The organism is Gordonia sp. SID5947 (assembly GCF_009862785.1).
Taxonomy (GTDB): Bacteria; Actinomycetota; Actinomycetes; order Mycobacteriales; family Mycobacteriaceae; genus Gordonia.
In genome coordinates, this window is sequence record NZ_WWHU01000001.1 from 2266372 (window position 1) to 2286100 (window position 19729).

At 65.8% G+C, this 19729-nt stretch carries 18 protein-coding genes and 1 pseudogene; 7 read left to right on the forward strand and 12 right to left on the reverse strand.

Translation table 11 applies throughout. From position 1 onward, the window contains the following. Together GTV32_RS10500 and GTV32_RS10505 are read right to left on the reverse strand one after the other, a co-directional pair. Positions 1-1563, reverse strand: a complete 1563-nt coding sequence (locus GTV32_RS10500) for a cytochrome ubiquinol oxidase subunit I (protein ID WP_161060278.1) — start codon at positions 1561-1563, stop codon at positions 1-3. A gap of 249 nt (positions 1564-1812) precedes the next feature. Next, positions 1813-2679 (reverse strand): aminodeoxychorismate lyase, encoded by an 867-nt coding sequence (locus tag GTV32_RS10505; RefSeq protein ID WP_161060279.1) that lies wholly within the window; start codon positions 2677-2679, stop codon positions 1813-1815. Positions 2680-2753: 74 nt separating this feature from the next. On the opposite strand from GTV32_RS10505, the gene GTV32_RS10510 reads away from it, so the two are divergent. From GTV32_RS10510 to GTV32_RS10520, 3 genes are all read left to right on the forward strand, one after another. After that, positions 2754-3938 (forward strand): folate-binding protein YgfZ, encoded by a 1185-nt coding sequence (locus GTV32_RS10510; RefSeq protein ID WP_161060280.1) that lies wholly within the window; start codon positions 2754-2756, stop codon positions 3936-3938. Further along, positions 3935-4588: an MOSC domain-containing protein gene (locus tag GTV32_RS10515; RefSeq protein WP_161060281.1), complete on the forward strand. Its 654-nt coding sequence runs from the start codon at positions 3935-3937 to the stop codon at positions 4586-4588. Before GTV32_RS10510 ends, GTV32_RS10515 begins: the two co-directional genes overlap by 4 nt. 157 nt (positions 4589-4745) lie before the next feature. Further along, positions 4746-4922, forward strand: a complete 177-nt coding sequence (locus GTV32_RS10520) for a DUF3073 domain-containing protein (protein WP_161060282.1) — start codon at positions 4746-4748, stop codon at positions 4920-4922. Between the two features lie 340 nt (positions 4923-5262). Here the strand turns inward: GTV32_RS10520 and purM are convergent. From purM to GTV32_RS10535, 3 genes and pseudogenes are all read right to left on the reverse strand, one after another. After that, positions 5263-6383: pseudogene (gene purM / locus GTV32_RS10525) on the reverse strand (phosphoribosylformylglycinamidine cyclo-ligase). A gap of 208 nt (positions 6384-6591) precedes the next feature. Then, on the reverse strand, positions 6592-8172 hold the full coding sequence (gene purF / locus GTV32_RS10530) for an amidophosphoribosyltransferase (protein WP_161060283.1): 1581 nt from the start codon (positions 8170-8172) through the stop codon (positions 6592-6594). A gap of 169 nt (positions 8173-8341) precedes the next feature. After that, entirely contained in the window at positions 8342-8737 is a 396-nt protein-coding gene (locus tag GTV32_RS10535) for a sterol carrier family protein (RefSeq protein WP_161062446.1), read from the reverse strand. Positions 8738-8753: 16 nt separating this feature from the next. Between GTV32_RS10535 and GTV32_RS10540 the strand changes: the two genes are divergently transcribed. Next, positions 8754-10262, forward strand: coding sequence for a glutamate--cysteine ligase (locus GTV32_RS10540; protein WP_161060284.1), 1509 nt, complete (start codon positions 8754-8756; stop codon positions 10260-10262). Here GTV32_RS10540 and GTV32_RS10545 read toward each other — a convergent pair. The 4 genes from GTV32_RS10545 to GTV32_RS10560 form a co-directional block, all read right to left on the reverse strand. Beyond that, on the reverse strand, positions 10211-10831 hold the full coding sequence (locus GTV32_RS10545; protein WP_161060285.1) for a DoxX family protein: 621 nt from the start codon (positions 10829-10831) through the stop codon (positions 10211-10213). The two genes, GTV32_RS10540 and GTV32_RS10545, sit on opposite strands and share 52 nt — an antisense overlap. A gap of 138 nt (positions 10832-10969) precedes the next feature. Beyond that, entirely contained in the window at positions 10970-11872 is a 903-nt protein-coding gene (locus GTV32_RS10550; protein ID WP_161060286.1) for an NAD(P)-dependent oxidoreductase, read from the reverse strand. Further along, positions 11869-12300 carry a carboxymuconolactone decarboxylase family protein gene (locus tag GTV32_RS10555; protein WP_161062447.1) on the reverse strand — a complete coding sequence of 144 codons (432 nt, stop codon included), beginning with the start codon at positions 12298-12300 and terminating at the stop codon, positions 11869-11871. The genes GTV32_RS10550 and GTV32_RS10555 overlap by 4 nt, the downstream gene beginning before the upstream one ends. Before the next feature lie 32 nt (positions 12301-12332). After that, positions 12333-13049, reverse strand: coding sequence for an enoyl-CoA hydratase/isomerase family protein (locus GTV32_RS10560; protein ID WP_161060287.1), 717 nt, complete (start codon positions 13047-13049; stop codon positions 12333-12335). Positions 13050-13172: 123 nt separating this feature from the next. On the opposite strand from GTV32_RS10560, the gene GTV32_RS10565 reads away from it, so the two are divergent. The 3 genes from GTV32_RS10565 to GTV32_RS10575 are packed head-to-tail and all read left to right on the forward strand — an operon-like array spanning position 13173 to position 17360. Then, a complete protein-coding gene (locus GTV32_RS10565; protein WP_161060288.1) occupies positions 13173-14714 on the forward strand; it encodes an AMP-binding protein in 1542 nt (513 codons plus the stop codon). Between the two features lie 37 nt (positions 14715-14751). Next, positions 14752-15933 carry an amidohydrolase family protein gene (locus tag GTV32_RS10570; RefSeq protein ID WP_161060289.1) on the forward strand — a complete coding sequence of 394 codons (1182 nt, stop codon included), beginning with the start codon at positions 14752-14754 and terminating at the stop codon, positions 15931-15933. Then, positions 15930-17360, forward strand: coding sequence for a FadD3 family acyl-CoA ligase (locus tag GTV32_RS10575; RefSeq protein WP_161060290.1), 1431 nt, complete (start codon positions 15930-15932; stop codon positions 17358-17360). The genes GTV32_RS10570 and GTV32_RS10575 overlap by 4 nt, the downstream gene beginning before the upstream one ends. Before the next feature lie 213 nt (positions 17361-17573). On the opposite strand, the gene GTV32_RS10580 is transcribed toward GTV32_RS10575, so the two are convergent. The 3 genes from GTV32_RS10580 to GTV32_RS10590 form a co-directional block, all read right to left on the reverse strand. Continuing rightward, positions 17574-17759: a ferredoxin gene (locus GTV32_RS10580; protein WP_161062448.1), complete on the reverse strand. Its 186-nt coding sequence runs from the start codon at positions 17757-17759 to the stop codon at positions 17574-17576. 69 nt (positions 17760-17828) lie between these two features. After that, positions 17829-18665, reverse strand: a complete 837-nt coding sequence (locus GTV32_RS10585; protein ID WP_161060291.1) for a mycofactocin-coupled SDR family oxidoreductase — start codon at positions 18663-18665, stop codon at positions 17829-17831. Positions 18666-18993: 328 nt separating this feature from the next. After that, positions 18994-19641, reverse strand: coding sequence for a helix-turn-helix domain-containing protein (locus tag GTV32_RS10590; RefSeq protein ID WP_161060292.1), 648 nt, complete (start codon positions 19639-19641; stop codon positions 18994-18996). Positions 19642-19729: the final 88 nt, after the last annotated feature.

Consider the following 19729-nt stretch of genomic DNA (forward strand, 5'->3'; position numbering starts at 1 on the left):
TCAGTACGCGAACGAGAGTTGTTTGGGCTCATCCGAATCATCTGGCGACGGCTCGTCCGGCGGGATGGCGTCGTAGGTCGCCGGACCCTCGATGATGTAGCGCCGCTGCAGCATGAACCACACGACGCCGAGCGCACCATAGAGCACGGTGAAGCCGATCAGTGTCACCCAGACCGTCGCGGCCACATGGTTGGACACACCATCCTGGACGAGCATGTGAATTCGCAACGGGTCGAGATCTTCGGCCCAGTTCGGCGCGACCACCCACGGTTGACGACCCATCTCGGTGAAGATCCAGCCAGAAGCGTTCGCCAGAAACGGTGTCGGGATCATCCACAGGGCAAACAACCCGAACTTCCTCGACTCGACGACCCGCTTGCTGCGCGTCAGCCACAGCCCGCCCAATGCGAGCAGTGCCGAACCGAGTGCCCAGGTGATCATCGCGCGGAAACCCCAGTAGGTGACGAACAGATTGGGCGCGAAATTCTGTCCTGGCATGTTCAGGGCGGCCTCGTACTGCGCCTGCAGTTGGTTCACACCCTGCACTGTGCTGTGGATGTCCCGGTTGGCCAAGAACGACAACATGTTCGGGATCTCGATGACCGGGTGGACGTTGTCGCAGTTGTTCTGCCTGCCCACACTGAGGACCGAGAACGCCGCGCCGGTCTCGGTGTTGCACAAAGATTCCGCCGACGCCATCTTCATCGGCTGCTGCTCGAACATGATCTCGGCCTGGATGTCGCCGGTGATGAACAGGGCGACGCCCGAGACCATCGTCACCCACAGCGCGAACCGCGTCACCGGGCGCCACAGCCTGCGCGCGTCATGCTCGAGATCCTCGGGCGTCGCGTCGATCTGGCTGGGCGAGGTCGTCTTCGGCATCTCCGACGTGTCACCGGTCTCGATCGCCGCACGGAGCTTCTTCGCACGCCACATGTCCCGGGCCATCCACCAACATCCGATGGCCGCGACGAACGTGCCGGCGGTGAGGAGCGCACCCGCGATCACATGTGGGAACGCCGCCAGCGTTGTGTTGTTGGTGAGGACAGCCCAGAAATCGTTCATCTTCGGACGATCGCGCTCGGTGTCCCATTCCACCCCGACCGGATGCTGCATCCACGAGTTCGCAGCGATGATGAAGTACGCGGACGCATTGACACCGATCGCGGCGAGCCAAATGCACGCCAGGTGGGCCCTGCGCGGCAGTCGACCCCAGCCGAAGATCCACAGACCGATGAACGTGGATTCGAGGAAGAAGGCGACCAGCCCCTCGAAGGCCAGGGGCGCACCGAACACGTCCGCGACGTAGCGGCTGTACTCGCTCCAGTTCATGCCGAACTGGAATTCCTGCACGATGCCGGTGGCGACGCCGAGGGCGAAATTGATCAGGAACAGTTTCCCGAAGAACTTGGTCGCACGCAGCCATTGCTCGTTGCCGGTGACGTGCCAGACCGTCTGCATGACGGCGATCATCGGCGCCAGGCCGATGGTCAACGGGACCAGGATGAAGTGGTAGACGGTGGTGATCCCGAACTGCCATCGCGAGACATCAAGAGCGTCCATGTCGCCTCTATCAGAGTCGGTGCATCGGGCTGCGATGCACGTGCCGGGCCGCCTGCGCGGCATCCTGATTGCCGAGCCACTGATCTACTACTAGACGTAGTAGTCGTACCGGACCCACGCTACGCTGCGCGGATCGACTACTTCAAGCGATCAAGCCTTGATCGCTCCTGGATGCAATTGTGGTCTGGATCCCGTTCACCCGCAGGCCGGCGACGGATCACCGACCACGGACGGACGCCGCTCCCATTGTCAGTCAACGCAAATCGCGCGGTCCACCAAATCAACGAATTCGTCATCTGCCGTCGACGTCGGCAGCACATGGCGATTGAGCGAATGCACCCGCGCGGCCAACGTGACGCTGCTGACCAGCCAGACCGAATCGGCCCCCAGGAGATCTGCTCGCCGCAGGGTCTTCGTCGCGGTGGCCCAGCCCTCCTGTTCGGCGAGGTCGAAGACCGCCCGCTGGGTGGTCCCGGGCAGTATTCCGGTCTCCGGCGGCGGGGTGGCCAGGGACTTCCCGGTCACCGTGATGACCGTCGAGCGCGGTCCCTCCAGCACCGCACCTTCACTGCTGAGGTAGATGACGTCGTCGAAACCCTGATGCTCGGCGTGACGCAGTGCGGCCATGTTCGTCGCGTAGCTGAGGGACTTCGCACCGAGGAGTTGCCAGGGCGCCTGCCCGGCGAGGTCGGTCGAGTAACCGCGATCCAGCATCATCACCGACAACCCTTCCGAACGGGCCCTTCGCGCGCGTTCGGCCACCGCGCCGGCGACCAGATATGCCGTCGGCCCCGCTTCTGGCGCGCTCTCCCGCCCACGTGAGTACACCAGCCGCAGCCACGCCTCCCCGTCCCCACCGACGGCCGACCATTCCTTCTCGGCCACCTCGATCGCCATCTGCCACGCGTCCCGGTCTGGCTCGGGCAGATCCATCATCGCTGCGCTCCGGGCGAGCCGATCGAGGTGTGCATCGACCCGCCGCGTGCTGCCTGAGCGGATGAGGAGTGTCTCGAACACCCCGTCGCCGCGAACCGCCGCCAGATCGTCGGCGTGGAGGAACGGGACATCCGGATCGTGCACCGTGCCGTCGAGGGTGACCAGAATCTGCTGCGCCATGGTCTCGAGGCTAGGTGAGGTCGGTCCGCCACGACCGGCAGTCGCCGGTTCGTGTCGCCCCGTAGACTCGTCGTGTGACCCAGTCGCGCATTTTGACCAGGTATTCCGACCAGGGCGCCGTGCCCGGACCACCCCGAGACGGTGATGACGACCAGGTCGAGGTCCCCTGGCATCACGGAGATCCCCTCGGAGAGCAGCGGACGGCCGAACGTTCGGCGGCCGTTGTCGACCGTTCGGACCGGGCTGTGATCGAGTTGCCGGGTGCCGATCGACTGACCTGGCTGCACACCATCTCCAGCCAGCACGTGGAGTCGCTGGCGGATCGGACCAGCGCCGAGAACCTGTCCCTCGACGCGAACGGTCGTGTCGAGGAGCACTTCGTGCTGACCGACGTCGACGGGGTGACGTGGATCGACTGCGAAGGTCACCGCGGGCAGATCCTGTTGGACTTCCTGTCCAAGATGGTCTTCTGGGCGAAGGTGGAGCCAGCCGCGCGACCCGACATGGCGGTCCTCACCCTCATCGGCCCGGACATCGTGCGCGGTCCGATCGCCGACCTCATCGACCTCACCCCCGACGCGCCGGTCTACACCGCCGGCGATCTGCCCGAACTCCATCATGAGGAAGAGCCCCTCGGTTTCTGGCGGGTGATGCCTCCGATCGGTGAAGGTGCGCGTCTGCCGGTGATCGACCTCGTGGTCCCCGAATCCTCCGTCGAAGCATGGTGGACTCAGCTCACCGGCGCCGGCGCCCGGATGGCCGGCACCTGGGCATACGATGCGCTGCGTGTCGCCGGGCTGCGTCCGCGGCACGGGGTCGACACCGATGACCGCACCATCCCGCACGAGGTGAACTGGATCGGCGGCCCCGACCAGTTGGGGGCGGTCCACCTCGACAAGGGGTGTTACCGCGGACAGGAAACCGTCGCGCGGGTCCACAACCTCGGTAAGTCGCCGCGCCGGCTGGTGCTGCTCCATCTCGACGGCAGCACCGACGAACGGCCCGCCACCGGCGATCCGGTCACCGCGGGCGGACGTGCCGTCGGCCGCGTCGGGACGGTCGTCGACCACTACGAGCTCGGTCCGATCGCGCTGGCGCTGGTCAAGCGGTCGGTGGGCCCCGAAGTCGATCTGCTCGTCGACGGAGAGCATCCGGTGAGTGCCCGCATCGATCCTGATTCGGTTCGCGACGAGGAGCGCGTGCAGGCGGGCCGCGCAGCGATCGACCGCCTCCGCCACGGCGGAGCGTCGGAGTCGTGACGCTGGACGATCCGACAACAGGCGTCGTACTCGCTGTGTGTGTCGCGACCGACGATGTGACCTTCGACAACATCCGATCCAGCGGGATCGACAAGCGTCCGCAGGCAGATCGGATCGCGGTCGGCGAGCTCGGGCTTGCGACCGACCACGTGGTCGACACCAAATACCACGGCGGAATCGAGCAGGCCGTCTACGCCTACAGCGAACGCGAGGCGGCGCGCTGGGCGGAGGAACTCGGTCGCGACCTGCCGTTCGGCTGGTTCGGCGAGAATCTGCGAGTCGATGGGATGCCGATCACCGACTCGGTGGTCGGTGAACGCTGGGCGATCGGCGACGACGGGCTCGTCCTCGAGACGACGATTCCACGCACCCCGTGCCGGGTCTTCGCAGCGTGGGCCGACGAGCCACAGTGGGTGAAGCGCTTCCAGCAACGCGCCGATACCGGCGCCTACCTGCGCGTTGTCACTCCGGGCAGCGTCGGCGCGGGAGACATCGTCCGCATCGTCGGGCAACCTTCGCACGGGGTCACGATCCGTGATCTGATCACCGGCACCGACGCCGACGCCGATGCTCTCACCACGCTGCTGGCCTGCGACGATCTCGGCCCCAAGGTCCGACGGGAGGCCACGCGGAAACTGGCCAGAGCCTGAACCGGCCATCTGCTTCCCGACTCGCCACGGCACAGTCGGCAGGGCGATCCGCATTATCGGAACGAGCGCGCTAAACTGGTGCCACGACAGATTCATTACCTAGAGAACGGGGCCGCCAAGTGTTTGGCCGCCCCGTCATTGTGCGAGGGGGTCCCATATGGGCCGCGGCCGGGCGAAAGCGAAGCAGACGAAGGTTGCTCGTCAGCTGAAGTACTCCACTCCAAATACCGACTTCGACAGCTTGCAGCGCGAGTTGTCCGGGTCGGAGGACTCGGCGGATCGCCGGGATCCGGTGGACGAGTGGGCCGACGAGGACGAGTGGCGTCGAGCCTGACGCTCCCCTGAGTCGTCGACTCCACCCTCTACTCTCAGCACCGATCTCGGTGCCCACCAACGCGACAACCACACCTGAGCAGTTCGTCCGTGGACAGTTCCACGCGCGAGGTGCTCAGGTGTGGTTGTGCGTTGGTCATCGCCTGTCGGCCGTCGCCGTCCATCACCAGTCGCGGACCGCGTGCGCCAACCGGATGCCCGTCGGGCACAGTTCTTCGCCGATCGGGTCTTCGCCGACGGGCTCAGAAACTCACGAGTGGGCATGTTCGACGACCACCGAGCCCAGCTCTGGCGATACCCGATCGACGCGATTCCGGCGACTCCGTCGTCGAGGGACTGGTTCAGAAGCGGGGATGCTCGCCCGACAGCACGACTCTGGGCAGCTCGGTGTTCTTGGGCTCCGTGGAGCGTTTGATCGCGCCGAGAACCCAGTTGTCGACGTGACGGGCGGTCAACACCGCCTGTGCACGCTCGGTGTCCTCGGGGCCACCACGGCGACCATCCCGACGCCCATGTTGAAGGTGCGTTCCATCTCCTCGCGCTGCACCCGCCCGCGCTGGGCGATCATGGCGAAGACCGGGGCCGGCGTCCAGGTGCCACGCTCGATCTCGGCGACCAGCCCGGCGGGGATCACCCGCGCGAGGTTCTCGGCGAGGCCACCGCCGGTGACATGCGCAAAGGTGCGGACATCGGTCTCGGCGGCCAACGCGAGACAATCGCGTGCATAGATCCGGGTCGGTTCGAGCAACTCTTCTCCGAGCGAGCGACCGAACTCCTCCACATGCCCGGCGAGGTCCATGTGCCCCCACTCGAGGAGCACCTTGCGCGCCAGCGAATAGCCGTTGGAGTGCAGGCCCGACGACCCCATCCCGATGATCACGTCGCCGGGACGCACACGCTCCGGCGACAGGATCTGGTCCGCCTCGACGACGCCGATCGCGGTCGCCGACAGGTCGTAATGATCCTCGCCCATGAGGCCGGGATGTTCGGCTGTCTCGCCGCCGAGCAGAGCACATCCGGCGTCCACGCAACCATCTGCGATACCCGCGACGATCTGCGCGACGGTCTCCGGCACCACCTTGCCGACGGCGATGTAGTCCTGCAGGAAGAGCGGCTCGGCCCCGCAGACGACCAGATCGTCGACGCACATGGCGACCAGGTCGCGCCCCACCGTGTCGTGTTTGTTCATCGCCTGCGCGATGGCGAGCTTGGTCCCGACGCCGTCACTCGCTGCGGAGAGGACGGGTTCCCGGTAGTTGCCCTTGAGCGCGAACAGCCCGGAGAACCCGCCGAGCCCGCCCATCACCTCTGGACGGGACGCACGCTTGGCGTGCGGCGCGAACAGCTCGACCGCACGTTCACCTGCGTCGATGTCGACGCCCGCGGACGCGTACGAGGCACCACCGTCGCCGGCGTGCGGGTTGTTTGCCGGACTGTCGGCAGCCGAATCCCGATCGGTCATCTAGCTGAGCACCCCTTGTCGAAATCCAGGTGGTCGGATCTCCGGCTGATCGGAGGCTCCGTCGTCGCGCGCGGTCTCGCGCGTGGTCCGGTGGCCCGCGATTCCGGCGTCGGCAAAGCGAGTCACCACCGCTCAGACACGCTACCCGACCGCACGCCGGCCGTACCGTTCGGTGTGTGGCGCGGGCAGGCGGTTCGACGACCCGCGATCAGGGCCGCATCACCGCGCTGACGTTGTCGTTGGCCACGGTCAGCGGGTCGGCGCGACCGTCGCCCACGGCGCTCGCGAGCATCTGTTCGAGCACCGCCTTGCCCATGGAGGTCTCCTTGGGCAGGTCGATCGGGTAGTCACCGTCGAAGCACGCCGCACAGAGATTCTCCGCACCCTGCTCGGTCGCCCCGATCATCTCGTCGATACTGATGTAACCGAGCGAATCGGCGCCGATCGCCTGCCGCACGCCCTCGACCATGCCGGCCTCGGATTCCATGCCGTTGGCGATCAGTTCGGCGGGCGAGGCGAAGTCGATGCCGTAGAAGCAGGGCCATCGCACCGGGCTGGACGCGATGCGCACATGCACCTCGGCGGCTCCCGCCTCGCGCAGCATCCGAATCAGCGCGCGCTGAGTGTTGCCTCGCACGATCGAATCATCCACGACCACAAGGCGTTTGCCCCGAATGACCTCTTTGAGCGGGTTGAGCTTGAGGCGGATGCCGAGTTGGCGGATCGTCTGCGACGGCTGAATGAAGGTGCGGCCGACATAGGCGTTCTTCATGAGGCCCTGCCCGTACGGGATGCCGGACTCCTGGGCGAAGCCGACCGCGGCGGGCGTGCCGGACTCGGGTACCGGGATCACCAGGTCGCCTTCGGCGGGATGTTCGCGCGCGAGTCGACGACCGATCTCCACGCGAGTCGAGTGCACCGACCGACCGTGGATCACGCTGTCCGGCCGCGCGAGGTAGACGTACTCGAAGACACAGCCCCGCGGCTTGGCCTCGGCAAAACGCGAACTGCGGACGCCGTCCGCGTCGATCGCCAGGAGTTCACCCGGTTCGATGTCACGCACGAAGGACGCACCGACGATGTCGAACGCGGCGGTCTCGGAGGCAACCACCCAGCCGCGGTCCAGCCGGCCGAGCGACAGTGGCCGCACCCCGTGCGGGTCCCGCGCCGCGTACAGGGTGTGCTCGTCCATGAAGGTGAGGCAGAACGCACCCTGCAGGCTGGGCAGCAGATCCATCGCCGCCTGTTCCAGCGTGCTGTCCGCCGCGCCGTGTGCCAGCAACGCGCCCACCAGATCCGAATCCGACGTCGCCGCCGAACTCATCACGCCGAGCCCGCGCGCCCGGCTGGCGAGATCGGCGGTGTTCACCAGATTGCCGTTGTGCCCGAGTGCGACACCGGTGCCCGCGTCGGTCGTGCGGAAGATCGGCTGGGAGTTCTCCCACGTGGTCGACCCAGTTGTGGAATAGCGGCAGTGACCGATCGCGACGTGGCCGACCATGGCGCCCAAGGTCTGCTCGTCGAACACCTGGCTCACCAGTCCGAGGTCCTTGAACACCAGCACCTGCGACCCGTCCCCGACAGCGATCCCCGCCGCCTCCTGGCCACGGTGTTGCAGCGCATAGAGCCCGTAATACGAGAGCTTGGCCACATCTTCGCCCGGCGCCCACACCCCGAAGACACCGCACTCCTCGCGTGGCTCGTTCTCGAGCTCGTCGGACGGCTGCGCGGTACCGCAGGATCGCGTGGGAGCGAGGAGATTTGTGCTGTTGATCGACAAGTCGGTCATCAATGGGCTCCCTGAGATCGAGGACGCAGGTGGGCTGGGGAGACGCACCAAGCGTACCGACCGGTCGCGTCGTTACGCGAATCCGGCAACGGCGTGCCGACGTGCCGTATTCCCGCTACGCGACGCGCGACGGCGACCCGAACGCCACGGGCGCGTGAACCGACTCGCCTCACAGCGGGAACAGGGGCATCCAGCGCGCAACCTCCCCCGCCCGCGATCCGGACGCGGTGACTTTCCCGGCGTCGATCAGAGCAGCCATCTCACCGACCCCGGTGACCATCCGCAGCCAGCTGCGGGCATCGGTCTCGACCACATTCGGCGGCGTCCCACGGGTGTGCCGGGGTCCTTCGATGCACTGGACGGCGACGTAGGGCGGCACCCGCACTTCGACGGAGTTGCCCGGCGCCACGTGGGCGAGGGTGCGGGCCGTGAGACGGACCGCAGCGGCGATCTCCGGCCGGGCAGGCGTCTGGGCCGCATCGTCACGGATCCACTCGGCCACGGCGACGACAGCCTGTCGCGCCTGCGCCGGATCGATCGGTTTGCGCGCTGCCACGCCGACCATCATGCACCATTGAGCAATGGGAACCGACGTCTCGAAACGTGAGTTCACCGGCGAGGATCGCGTCCGATTCCGCAGGCAGGTCAGTCGCGGCACCGAGGCGATCGCCCGCATGCTGGCCGACGGAGTGTTCACCGATCACGGCCGTCCCCCGGAGCCACTGTTGGGTATGGAGGTGGAACTCAACCTGGTCGACGACGACATGAATCCCGCGATGGCCAACGCCACCGTCCTCGACGCCATCGCCGATCCCGACTACCAGACCGAACTAGGGCAGTTCAACATCGAGATCAACGTCTCGCCGCGACCCTTCGTCACCGACGACACCATCTCCCTCGAGCAGGCCCTACGCACCTCGCTCAACCGCGCCGAGAGTCGGGCTGCCCAGACCGACAACCATCTCGTGATGATCGGCATGCTGCCCACGCTGAACGCAGAACACTTTGCCCATCAATGGATTTCGGCAAACCCGCGCTACGATCTACTGAACGAGCAGATCTTCGACGCCCGCGGCGAGGCGATCGAGATCGACATCAGCGGGATACCGCTCGGCGACGGCCATCACACCGAGCGTCTGCACACCACCACCGACTCGATCCTCCCCGAGGCGGCCTGCACCTCACTACAACTGCACCTGCGGGTCGCCCCCGAGGACTTTGCCGCGTATTGGAATGCCGCCCAGAGCATCTCGGGGGTGCAGGTGGCCCTCGCCGGCAACTCTCCCTTCCTCGCCGGCGCAGCCCTCTGGCACGAGAGCCGAATCCCGGTGTTCGAGCAGGCCACCGACACGCGGCCCCTGGAACTGAAGAATCAGGGCGTCCGGCCACGGGTCTGGTTCGGCGAGCGATGGATCAACACCATCTTCGACCTCTTCGAGGAGAACACCCGGTACTTCCCGGCACTGCTCCCCGTCTCGACCGACATCGACCCGCTCGCCGAACTGGACGAGGGCAAGACTCCGTCCCTCGAGGAGCTGCGCCTGCACAACGGCACGGTGTACCGCTGGAACCGGCCGGTGTACGACGTCATCGACGGCCACGCGCACCTGCGGGTGGAGAACCGCGTACTCCCGGCCGGTCCGACGGTCGTGGACACGATGGCCAACGCGGCGTTCTACTACGGCCTGGTCCGCGGACTCGTCGAGTCCGACCGCCCGCTCTGGTCGCAGATGTCCTTCAACGCGGCCGCCGAGAACCTGCAGTCGGGGGCCCGTGCCGGTCTGGAGGCCCAGTTGTACTGGCCGAACGTCGGATGGGTGCGTCCCGACGAACTCACTCTCCGGCGGCTGCTCCCACTCGCCGACGACGGACTCCGTTCCTATGGCGTCTCGGCCAAAGCACGCGCGCGCTATCTCTCGGTCATCGAAGGACGCTGTATCAATCGGCAGACCGGGTCGGCATGGCAGCGCCGTGCGGTCCTCGCCCGCGAGGCCGCCGGGGAGGACCGCGACGCGGCCCTGCACGGAATGCTCCGCGACTACGTCACGCTGATGCACGAGGGCGAACCCGTCCACACCTGGCCGGCCTGAGGCCCACCCGGCCGCTGCCGGCAGTGACCGACAGCGGCCCCGCACGTGTCAGGCAGTTGCGTTCGGGGTCGATGGAACGCGGCCAGCTGGGCGCCCGCCGCCCCGAGACCCAGACCGGCGGCGAGAGCAGCCGCCCGGTTCCCGGTGAGTTTGCGGTCGAGTCCGAGCGCGCGATCCACGCTCCACCTGCCCGGTCCGAGGGCCGCGAGGGCGATGGCCGCCACCGACAGGTTGGCGACGTACTCCCACCCTTCTGAGGTGATGAAGAAACCGTTGGGGAGATGGACCGAGCGAGCAGCGACAGCCATCGTGCCGACCACCGCCGACGCGGCAACCGGGGTGGCCGCCCCGGCCACGATGGCAGCGCCGGCACCCACCTCGACCACCGCGGACGCCTGGGCCTGCAGCTTGGGTTGCTTGAATCCGATCGAGCCGAACCAGCCGGCCGTGCCGTCGAGGCTGCGCCCGTGCTTGACGCCATGGGCGATCATCGTTCCTCCGATGGCCGCGCGCATTAGCAGTTGCACAGCGGTGTTGTCGGGCGACGGTCTCGTGAACAGGCGGGTCATCTTCTGGTACACCTCATGAGTTTCGGGGTTGTTCCGGTCTCCAGCAACATTGCCGTCTGGGCAGTTCCCGTGCAAGCCCCCGAAAACACCGGGCAGGCAAGTGTTCTGACGTCGGGCACAACCGACCAGTGGTTACGCTCAACGGAGTTCGACCCCGGCGGCCTGTTCGAGGATCCGCACGACCTCGGTCTGATCGGCGCCCGGGCCGACCGCGGCGGTGGCCGACGCCCACGCCCGCCCCAGTGCTGACCCGATGTCGAGATCAACGCCGCAATCGTGTGCGAGGTCCAACGCGATACCGATGTCCTTGTTCATCAGCGTCGCGGTGAAACCCGAATCGAACCCACGGTTCAAGACGAACGTGCCGAACTTGGCCTCGGTGGCCTGGTTTCGCCCGCTTCCCGCGTTGAGCACCGACAGCAAGGTCGCGGGATCGATGCCGAACTTGGCCCCCACCACCAGCACTTCCGCGGCCGCGAACAATCCCACCGCCGACAGCAGGTTGTTGAGCGCCTTTGCGGCGTGGGCCGATCCCGTCGGTCCCACGTGGATGATCTCGCGCGCGGTGACCGCCAGCAGAGGCCGGACGTTCTCGACGGCGTCGGTCTCCCCTCCGACCATCACCGCCAGGTCGGCGACGACCGCACGAGCCACGCCACCACTGACCGGTGCGTCGACGACGGAGACGCCCAGCCGGGCGGCCTCCTCCCCGAGCGCCCGGGTACGTGCCGGGACACTGGAACTCATGTCGACGATGATCGACCCGGGTGCGAGCCGGCTCAGCAAGCCCGTCTCACCGAGGACGACATCGTCGACGACATCACTCGTGGGCAGGGAGAGGACGACGATGTCGCAGCCGGCGGGATCGCCTGTCGTCGCCAGGTCGGGATGTGTCGCGAGAAAGCTGCGCACCGCCGCCGGGTCCGTGTCCGCGACCACCAACGGCTGCCCCGCCGCGACGAAGTTGGCCGCGATCGGTGAGCCCATCGCGCCCAACCCGATCATGCCGATGCGGCGCTGGGGTATCGGCGATCCGGTCATGACGCTTCCTCCCGGACAGATTCGCCGTCGCGACGCTCCCCCAGCTCCCGGATCAGCACGTCCTGCGTGATCCGCATGGCGGCGATGCCCGCCGGCACACCGCAGTACGCGGTGGCATGGATGATCGCCTCGACGATCTCATCGCGGTTCAGGCCGTTGCCGAGGCCCGCACGCACATGGACGGCCAGTTCCGCGTGGTGGTTGAGGGCCACCAGCATGCCGATCGTCATGAGACTCCGGCTGCGCCGATCGAGGCCGGGGCGGGTCCAGACCGAACCCCACACCGTCTCCGTGACGAACTGTTGCAACGGTTCGCCGTCCGAGCCGGCGCTGCGGGCCAGCGACTCGGCGACGTAATCGGCGCCGACGACCTCGGATCGGACATCCAGGCCTGCCTCGTAGAGCGATCTGTGCGCCGCCGCCAGCATATCGTCGGTACTCACCCTCGCCACCTCTCGGATCACTTGGCGCGCTTGAGTACCCGGTCAGCGGCCGCCCAGTGTTCGTCGGCCACCCACAGGTTCGCGAACTCCTCCACGGCCTCGCCGGGCTCGACGCCGCGGATGACCTTCTTGATCGCGGTCGCAGGCGCCGACGCGAGCGACTCGGCGACCGCACGCCACTCCTCGTCGAACCGGGACCGTTCGACGACCTGGTCGACCAGACCAACCGACATCGCCTCCGTCGCGGACAATTTCCGGCCTGCACCGGCGAGCAGCAGGGCCTGCGACGGCCCGACCAGGGCGGCCAGCCGCTCGGCCCCTCCCCAGGCAGGCATGATCGCCAGGCTCGACTGATTGAAGCCGATCGTGATGTCGTCGGCCGCGATGCGGATGTCGGCGGCCACCGCGACCTCGGCACCGCCGCCGAGGGCGTGTCCGTTCAGCGCGGCCACCACGGGACCCGGGAAGGCACTGATGCGGTCACAGATCCGCCGCATCCGCCAGGCCATCGCCCGCGCCTCGTCGAGGGTGCGGAGCTTTGCCAGTTCCTTGAGGTCGCCTCCGGAGACAAAGACCCGGTCGCCACCGCCGGTGATGGCGAGGGCCTGCGCGCCGGCGGCCGCGTCGATCGCCTCGTCGAGCTCGTCCATCGTCGACGGCGCGATGGCATTACGCGCCTCGGGTCGATCGATCGTGATCACGGCCAGGCCGTCGACTGTCTCCAACTTCACCATAACCGCTCGCTCTCCGGAAGTGAGATTGCTATTCTCGTTTGGAGAGAACAGTATCATCATCGAATCCGGGGCCGATGACGGATGAGTCGGAGGCAGCGTCCCGGTCGAGCGCATGGGGGCCACATGACCAGGCAGGTACCGACGGAACTCGCCGAGAAGTACGCCGCCAACGGATGGTGGACCGACGAGACCCTCGGCGACCTGCTTCGCGACGGCCTCGCCGCGGCACCGGATGCGGGTTTTGTGGTGCACTCGGCGACCCGCCCCTGGTCGGGGACCTTCCACGACGTCGAGATCGTCGCGCGCCGCCTGGCAGCGGGACTACGTCGACGAGGAGTGGGTCCCGGGGACGTCGTCGCGTTCCAGTTGCCGAACTCGATGGAGGCGGCAGCCACGTTCTGGGCATCGGCCTTTCTGGGAGCGGCGGTCGTCCCGATCGTGCATTTCTATGGCCGCAAAGAGGTTTCCTACATTCTCGGCGAGGTGCGACCGAAAGTGTTCGTCACGCCCGAACGCTTCGGTCGCATCTCCTACGACCTGTCCGTATGCGCGGACGTGCCGATCGTCGGTGTGATCGACAAGGACTTCGACGAGCTCCTCGACGACGAGCCGCTGGACGAGACACTCGCGGCGGATCCATCCGCCTGCGCACTCATCGCGTTCACCTCCGGGACCACCACCAACCCCAAAGGCGTGTTGCACAGCCATCATTCACTCGTCCACGAGACACGCCAGCTCTCCGGGATGTATCCCGACGACCGGGGCAGGCAACTCACCGCCGCACCGGTCGGACACTTCATCGGCATGATCAACGCGTTCCTCATCCCCGTTCTCGACGGCACCGACGTCAATCTCACCGATGTCTGGGATCCCGGTGAGGCATTGCGGCTGATGCGAGCCGAGAACGTCACCGTCGGAGGCGGAGCAACCTACTACATGACGAGCCTGCTCGATCATCCCGACTTCTCTGCGGCCCACCTCCCCCACATGAAGTACGCCGGGCTGGGTGGATCGTCTGTGCCGGCGGCGATCACGAGCCGACTCGCCGGTCTCGGTATCACGGTCTTCCGCTCGTACGGAAGCACCGAGCACCCGTCGATCACCGGATCACATCCCGGTGCCGCGGAGGACAAACGCCTCTACACCGATGGCCGGCCGCTACCCGGCGTCGAGATCAGATTGGACGAGGACGGTGAGATCCTCAGCCGCGGACCGGATCTCTGCATGGGTTACACCGACGAAGAACTGACCGAGCGCATGTTCGACGACGATGGCTGGTACCACACCGGAGACATCGGCGTCCTCGATGAGGACGGCTACCTCAGCATCACGGACCGGAAGTCCGACATCATCATCCGGGGCGGCGAGAACATCAGCGCCCTCGAGGTGGAGGACGCGCTGCTCGGGATGGACGCCGTGGCCGACGTCGTCGTCGTGGCAGTCCCGGACGAACGACTCGGCGAGCGCGCGGCGGCTGTCCTGCGAGTCCACGCCGATCGGGGCATCCCGACCGTCGAGGACCTCCGTTCACACCTCGCCGCGGTGGGTATGGCCAAGCAGAAATGGCCTGAAGAGGTCCACGTCCTCGACGACTTCCCCCGCACGCCGAGCGGCAAGGTCCAGAAATTCAAGATCCGCACGGCATTGCATGATGCACGAATGTGAGAATAGTATTCTCGAAAGTAACAAAGGAGAGTTTCACATGTCACCGAGCCAGCTGCCCTACCCGCTGTTCGACGCGGACAACCACCTGTACGAGACCAAGGAGGCGCTCACCAAGTTCCTGCCCGACAAGTACAAGAAGGCCATCCAGTATGTCGAGGTCGAGGGCCGCACCAAGATCGCCATCCGCGGACAGATCAGCGAGTACATCCCCAACCCCACCTTTGACGTGGTCGCGCGTCCCGGCGCCATGGAGGACTACTTCAAGAACGGCAACCCCGAGGGCAAGAGCAAGCGCGAGATCTTCGGCAAGCCGATCAAATCCGTCCCCGCGTTTCGCGAACCCGCTCCGCGGTTGGAGCTGATGGACGAGCTCAAGATCGATCGCACGCTGATGTTCCCCACCTTGGCCAGCCTCGTCGAGGAGCGCATGCGTGACAACCCGGAACTGATCCACGCGGTGGTCCACTCGCTGAACCAATGGCTCTACGAGACATGGTCGTTCAACTACAAGGAACGGATCTTCACCGTTCCCGTCATCAGTCTGCCCATCGTCGACAAGGCGATCGAAGAACTGGAGTGGTGCGTCGAGCGCGGAGCGAAGGCGATCCTGGTGCGCCCGGCCCCGGTCCCCGGGTTCAAGGGCCCCCGCTCGTTTGCCCTGCCGGAGTTCGATCCGTTCTGGAAGCGCGTCGTCGAACTCGACGTGCTCGTCACCCAGCATTCGTCGGACAGCGGCTATGCCCGGTACAACCAGGATTGGGAAGGTAGCAGCGACGAGATGTTGCCGTTCCAGACCAATGCCTTCCGCATGGTCAGCGAATGGCGACCGATCCAGGACGCGGTCTCCTCCTGGGTGTGCCACGGTGCACTGCTCCGGTTCCCGGAACTGCGGATCGCCGTCATCGAGAACGGCGCCAGCTGGCTCCCGCACGTGCTGCAGACACTCACCGACGTCTTCAAGAAGGCGCCCGAGGGCTTCGGCATGCAGGATCCGGTGGCCGCCATCAAGAAGAGCATTCACGTGAGTCCGTTCTGGGAAGAGGACTTCAGCAAGCTGACCGCGCTGATCGGCGCCGAGCGCGTGCTGTTCGGCTCGGACTATCCGCATCCCGAAGGTCTCGCCGAGCCGACGACCTACATCAGCCACATCGAGCATCTGCCGTTCGAGGATCAGAAGCTCGTGATGGGCGGCAACATGGCACGGCTCCTCAAGGTATGACCTGGAAGACCATCCCCGAGATGGTCCTGTCGTCGGCCGACCGCTTCGGCGATGCCGAAGCGGTCGTCGACGGGCACTTGCGCCTCACCTTTCGCGAGATGGTTCATCGAATCCGCTGTGCCGCCGGCTCATTCGCCGACCTCGGAATTCGCAAGGGCGACCGCGTGGCGATCTGGGCCCCGAATTCCGCCGAATGGATCATCGCCGTCTTCGGACTGCTCACCGCCGGCGGGACACTCGTCCCGGTCAATACCCGATACAAACGGGATGAGGCCGCCGACATCATCGTGCGCAGCGGCGCGAAAGCCGTACTGGTGCAGCCGGACTTCCTCGGACTCGACTTCGACGTACCGGCCGGCGTGGAAGTCCTCGACATCAAGGGTGCGTTTCTCTCCAGCGGTGAACCTTTCGCGGCGGCTGTCGACCCTTCCGACATCGCCGACATCATGTACACCTCCGGCACCACCGGACGCCCGAAGGGCGTCATGATGAACCACGAACAGGTGTTGCGTCTGTTCTCGGAGTGGTGCGACCTCGCCGATCTCCGTGAAGGGGATCGGTACCTGATGGTCAATCCGTTCTTCCACATGTTCGGCTACAAGGCCGGGGTCATCGCCTCGTTCATCCGCGGTGCCACGATCCACCCGGTGCCGGTTCTCGACGTCGATCAGGTGCTCGACATCGTCGAGACCGAGAAGATCACCATGCTCCCGGGTCCGCCGACGCTGTATCAGTCCCTGCTGTCCGCCAACGACGGTTCGCGAGACCTCTCGTCGTTACGCGCCGCGGTCACCGGCTCCGCGGACATCCCGGTCGACCTCATCCGTCGAATCCAGCACGAACTCCCGTTCGAGACGATCATGACCGGCTACGGACTCACCGAGGCCGGCACCGTGACGGCATCCAGGCCGGGCGACACGTTCGACCAGATCGCCACCACCGTCGGAACCCCCTGCGCAGACATCGACATCCGCATCGGCGACGACGGCGAGGTGCTCATCCGTGGGTACAACGTGATGCAGGGATACCTCGACGATCCGGACGCGACCGCCGCGGCGATCGACGACGACGGTTGGCTGCACACCGGCGACATCGGTGAGATCGCCGAGGGAGGGCGCCTGCGGATCGTCGGCCGCATGAAGGACATGTTCATCGTCGGCGGCTTCAACGCCTATCCCGCCGAGATCGAGAGCTACCTGCTCGAGCATCCCGCAGTAGAGCAGGTCGCGGTGATAGGTGTTCCCGACGAGCGACTCGGTCAGGTAGGCAAGGCGTTCGTGGTGACCCGCTCGGCGATCACCGAGGAGGAACTCGTCTCCTGGAGCCGCGAACGGATGGCCGCCTTCAAGGCGCCGAGGTCGATCTCGTTTCTCGACCGACTGCCTGTCAACGCCACCGGCAAGGTGATGAAGTCCGAACTCGGTTGAGTCGCAGTGGGGCCGGCGGGCGCGGTCTCGATACGCCGCTCACTCCGTTCGCAGCTACTCGACCGACGGGTCCCCACCGTTCACTCCGTTCGCAGCTACTCGACCGACGGGTCCCCGCCGCTTTCACCCGCCGATCGAGTAGGCCCCGAGCCGCCAGGCGAGGGACCGTATCGAGATCAGGTTGGCCCCCGATCCAACTCCTGACCGCCCGTCTCAGCTGACCGAGATCGCCTGTCGTGGGCACGCATTCACGGACGCTTCGACGGCGGCGCGCAGGTGTTCCGGCGGATGGTCGTCGCATACTGCCAGGTCGTCGTCGCCGACATCGAACACTTCCGGCGCGAGCTGTGCACACAAACCGTGCCCTTCACACAGCCCCCTGTCGATTTCCACCCGCAGACCATCGGCGGTCACGGCGCTGCTCCCGCCGCGTTCTTCACGTTCATCGGGCATCCTTTCGGCTGGCCACTATTTGAGAAGACTGCCGGCATCCACGGCCAGGGCGAGTCCGGTGACGAAGCGTGACTCATCGGAGGCCAGGAACAGGACAGCATTGCTGATGTCTCGCGGCTCCACCCAGCCGGTCGGCATCACATGCATCATCTGCGCCACAACCGCGAGATCGTCCGGACCCGGGTTCTCCAGATCCGGACGGAACATCTTCATGGTGCCTTCATTCATGAACATAGGAGTGTTCACGTTGGTGGGAAGTACCGAGTTCACCCGAATCGACTGTGCCCCCAGTTCGACGGCGAAGCTCCGCATCAGCCCGATGACACCGTGCTTGGCAGCGATGTAGTGCCCAGTGTTGGGGTACGCCTTCATCCCGCCAACCGAGCTGGTCAGGATCACCGATCCACCACCGGATGAAAGAAGATGGGGAACAGCAGCTTTCACGGACTTCCACACACCGGACAGGTTGACGTCGATCATGTCCTGCCAGTCCTTCTCGCTGGTCTTGTCGAGCGTCGCCCCGCCGTTCCCGATACCGGCATTGGCCACGACCACATCCAGGCGTCCGAGCTGCTCCACCCCGTTGTCAACGGCCGTCTTCAGTTGATCGAACTCACGAACGTCGACCTCGGACGCGACGATGCGACGGTTCTGCCGTTTTACCAGCTCGACCGTCTCCGCCAGGTCCTCAGGCGTCGAAGCCGCGATCGAGGTGTCGGCAGTGACCGGCCCACAGATGTCGACCGCGATGATGTCCGCGCCTTCTTCTGCCAACCGCACCGCGTGGCTACGACCTTGCCCCCGCGCGGCACCGGTGACAAATGCGACTTTGCCCTGCATACGACCAGCCATGTGATCTACCAACTTTCAGAAGTTTTTGATGAATGAGTCGAGGCCGCCGTGCGATCGGCGACGTCGGCCAGAATGCCGACCACTCAGAAGTGAGTGTTACACGTATCACACCCGGTGTCAACGACTCAATTCGCTGAAATAGCCTGATGTACAAGTGTTTTCGGCTTATCCGAGGGGGTATCAGCGCACGTTCGTAGCCACCGGCCGGCGACCGGGGCGCGCTACCGATTGCCCATGAGCCAAAGCTTCAGGGCGACAGCAAGTCACGGAGATGTCGAATCCGTCGGCCGCTGCCACAAATCCCAGTCGCATTGGTCCACAACATTTCTCAGAGGACCTGTGGTGCAGCCACCTGCATCGCCGCGAGCGTTTCGTCCGACGGCGCATCAGCCAACAGTGCAACCAGACTGTCGAGCAGCTGACTCACGTGCAGAGCGTAGGCCGGCACCGCCTCCCCCAAAGCCTTGGTTCGGTGGCGGTCCGCACATACGTGCAGGCAGACTGCGGTCGCCTGCTTGATCCGAATCTCGCGCAACTCTTCGGGCACGCCGTCCAGGAGGGCGCCGACGCGGTCGTAATACGCCTGCTCGGTCTGCTGATTCACTGCAGGCAGCTGCCGGAACGGATGCATACTCCGTCCGAGCTGTTCGATGAACTGCAGGTAGTAGCAGTTCTCGTCCTCGCCGAGCTCTATCAACGGTAGATGTTGCGCCTCGACGACCGCGCGCAAGTCCTGGAGGTCGGTACGCGCAAACAGCAACGCACGACGGCGATCGAGATCATCGACCCGGTTGGCGAGCACCGCCGTCACCAACGCCTCCTTCGACCCGAAGTGGTACTGGACCGCCGACTTGTTGGCCGTTCCGGCCTCAACTGCTATCTGCCGCAAGGGAACACCGTCGAGCCCGTGACACGCGTACAGCCGCTCCGCGGTCAGCACCAGTCGTTGCTTGGCCGATCGACCCTCTGTGGACATAAATCAATCAAACCATAGACATTCTAGGTCCGTCGACTTAATATTCAGTCACCCGCACTGAGAGGTGGATCACATGTCACGCACTTCC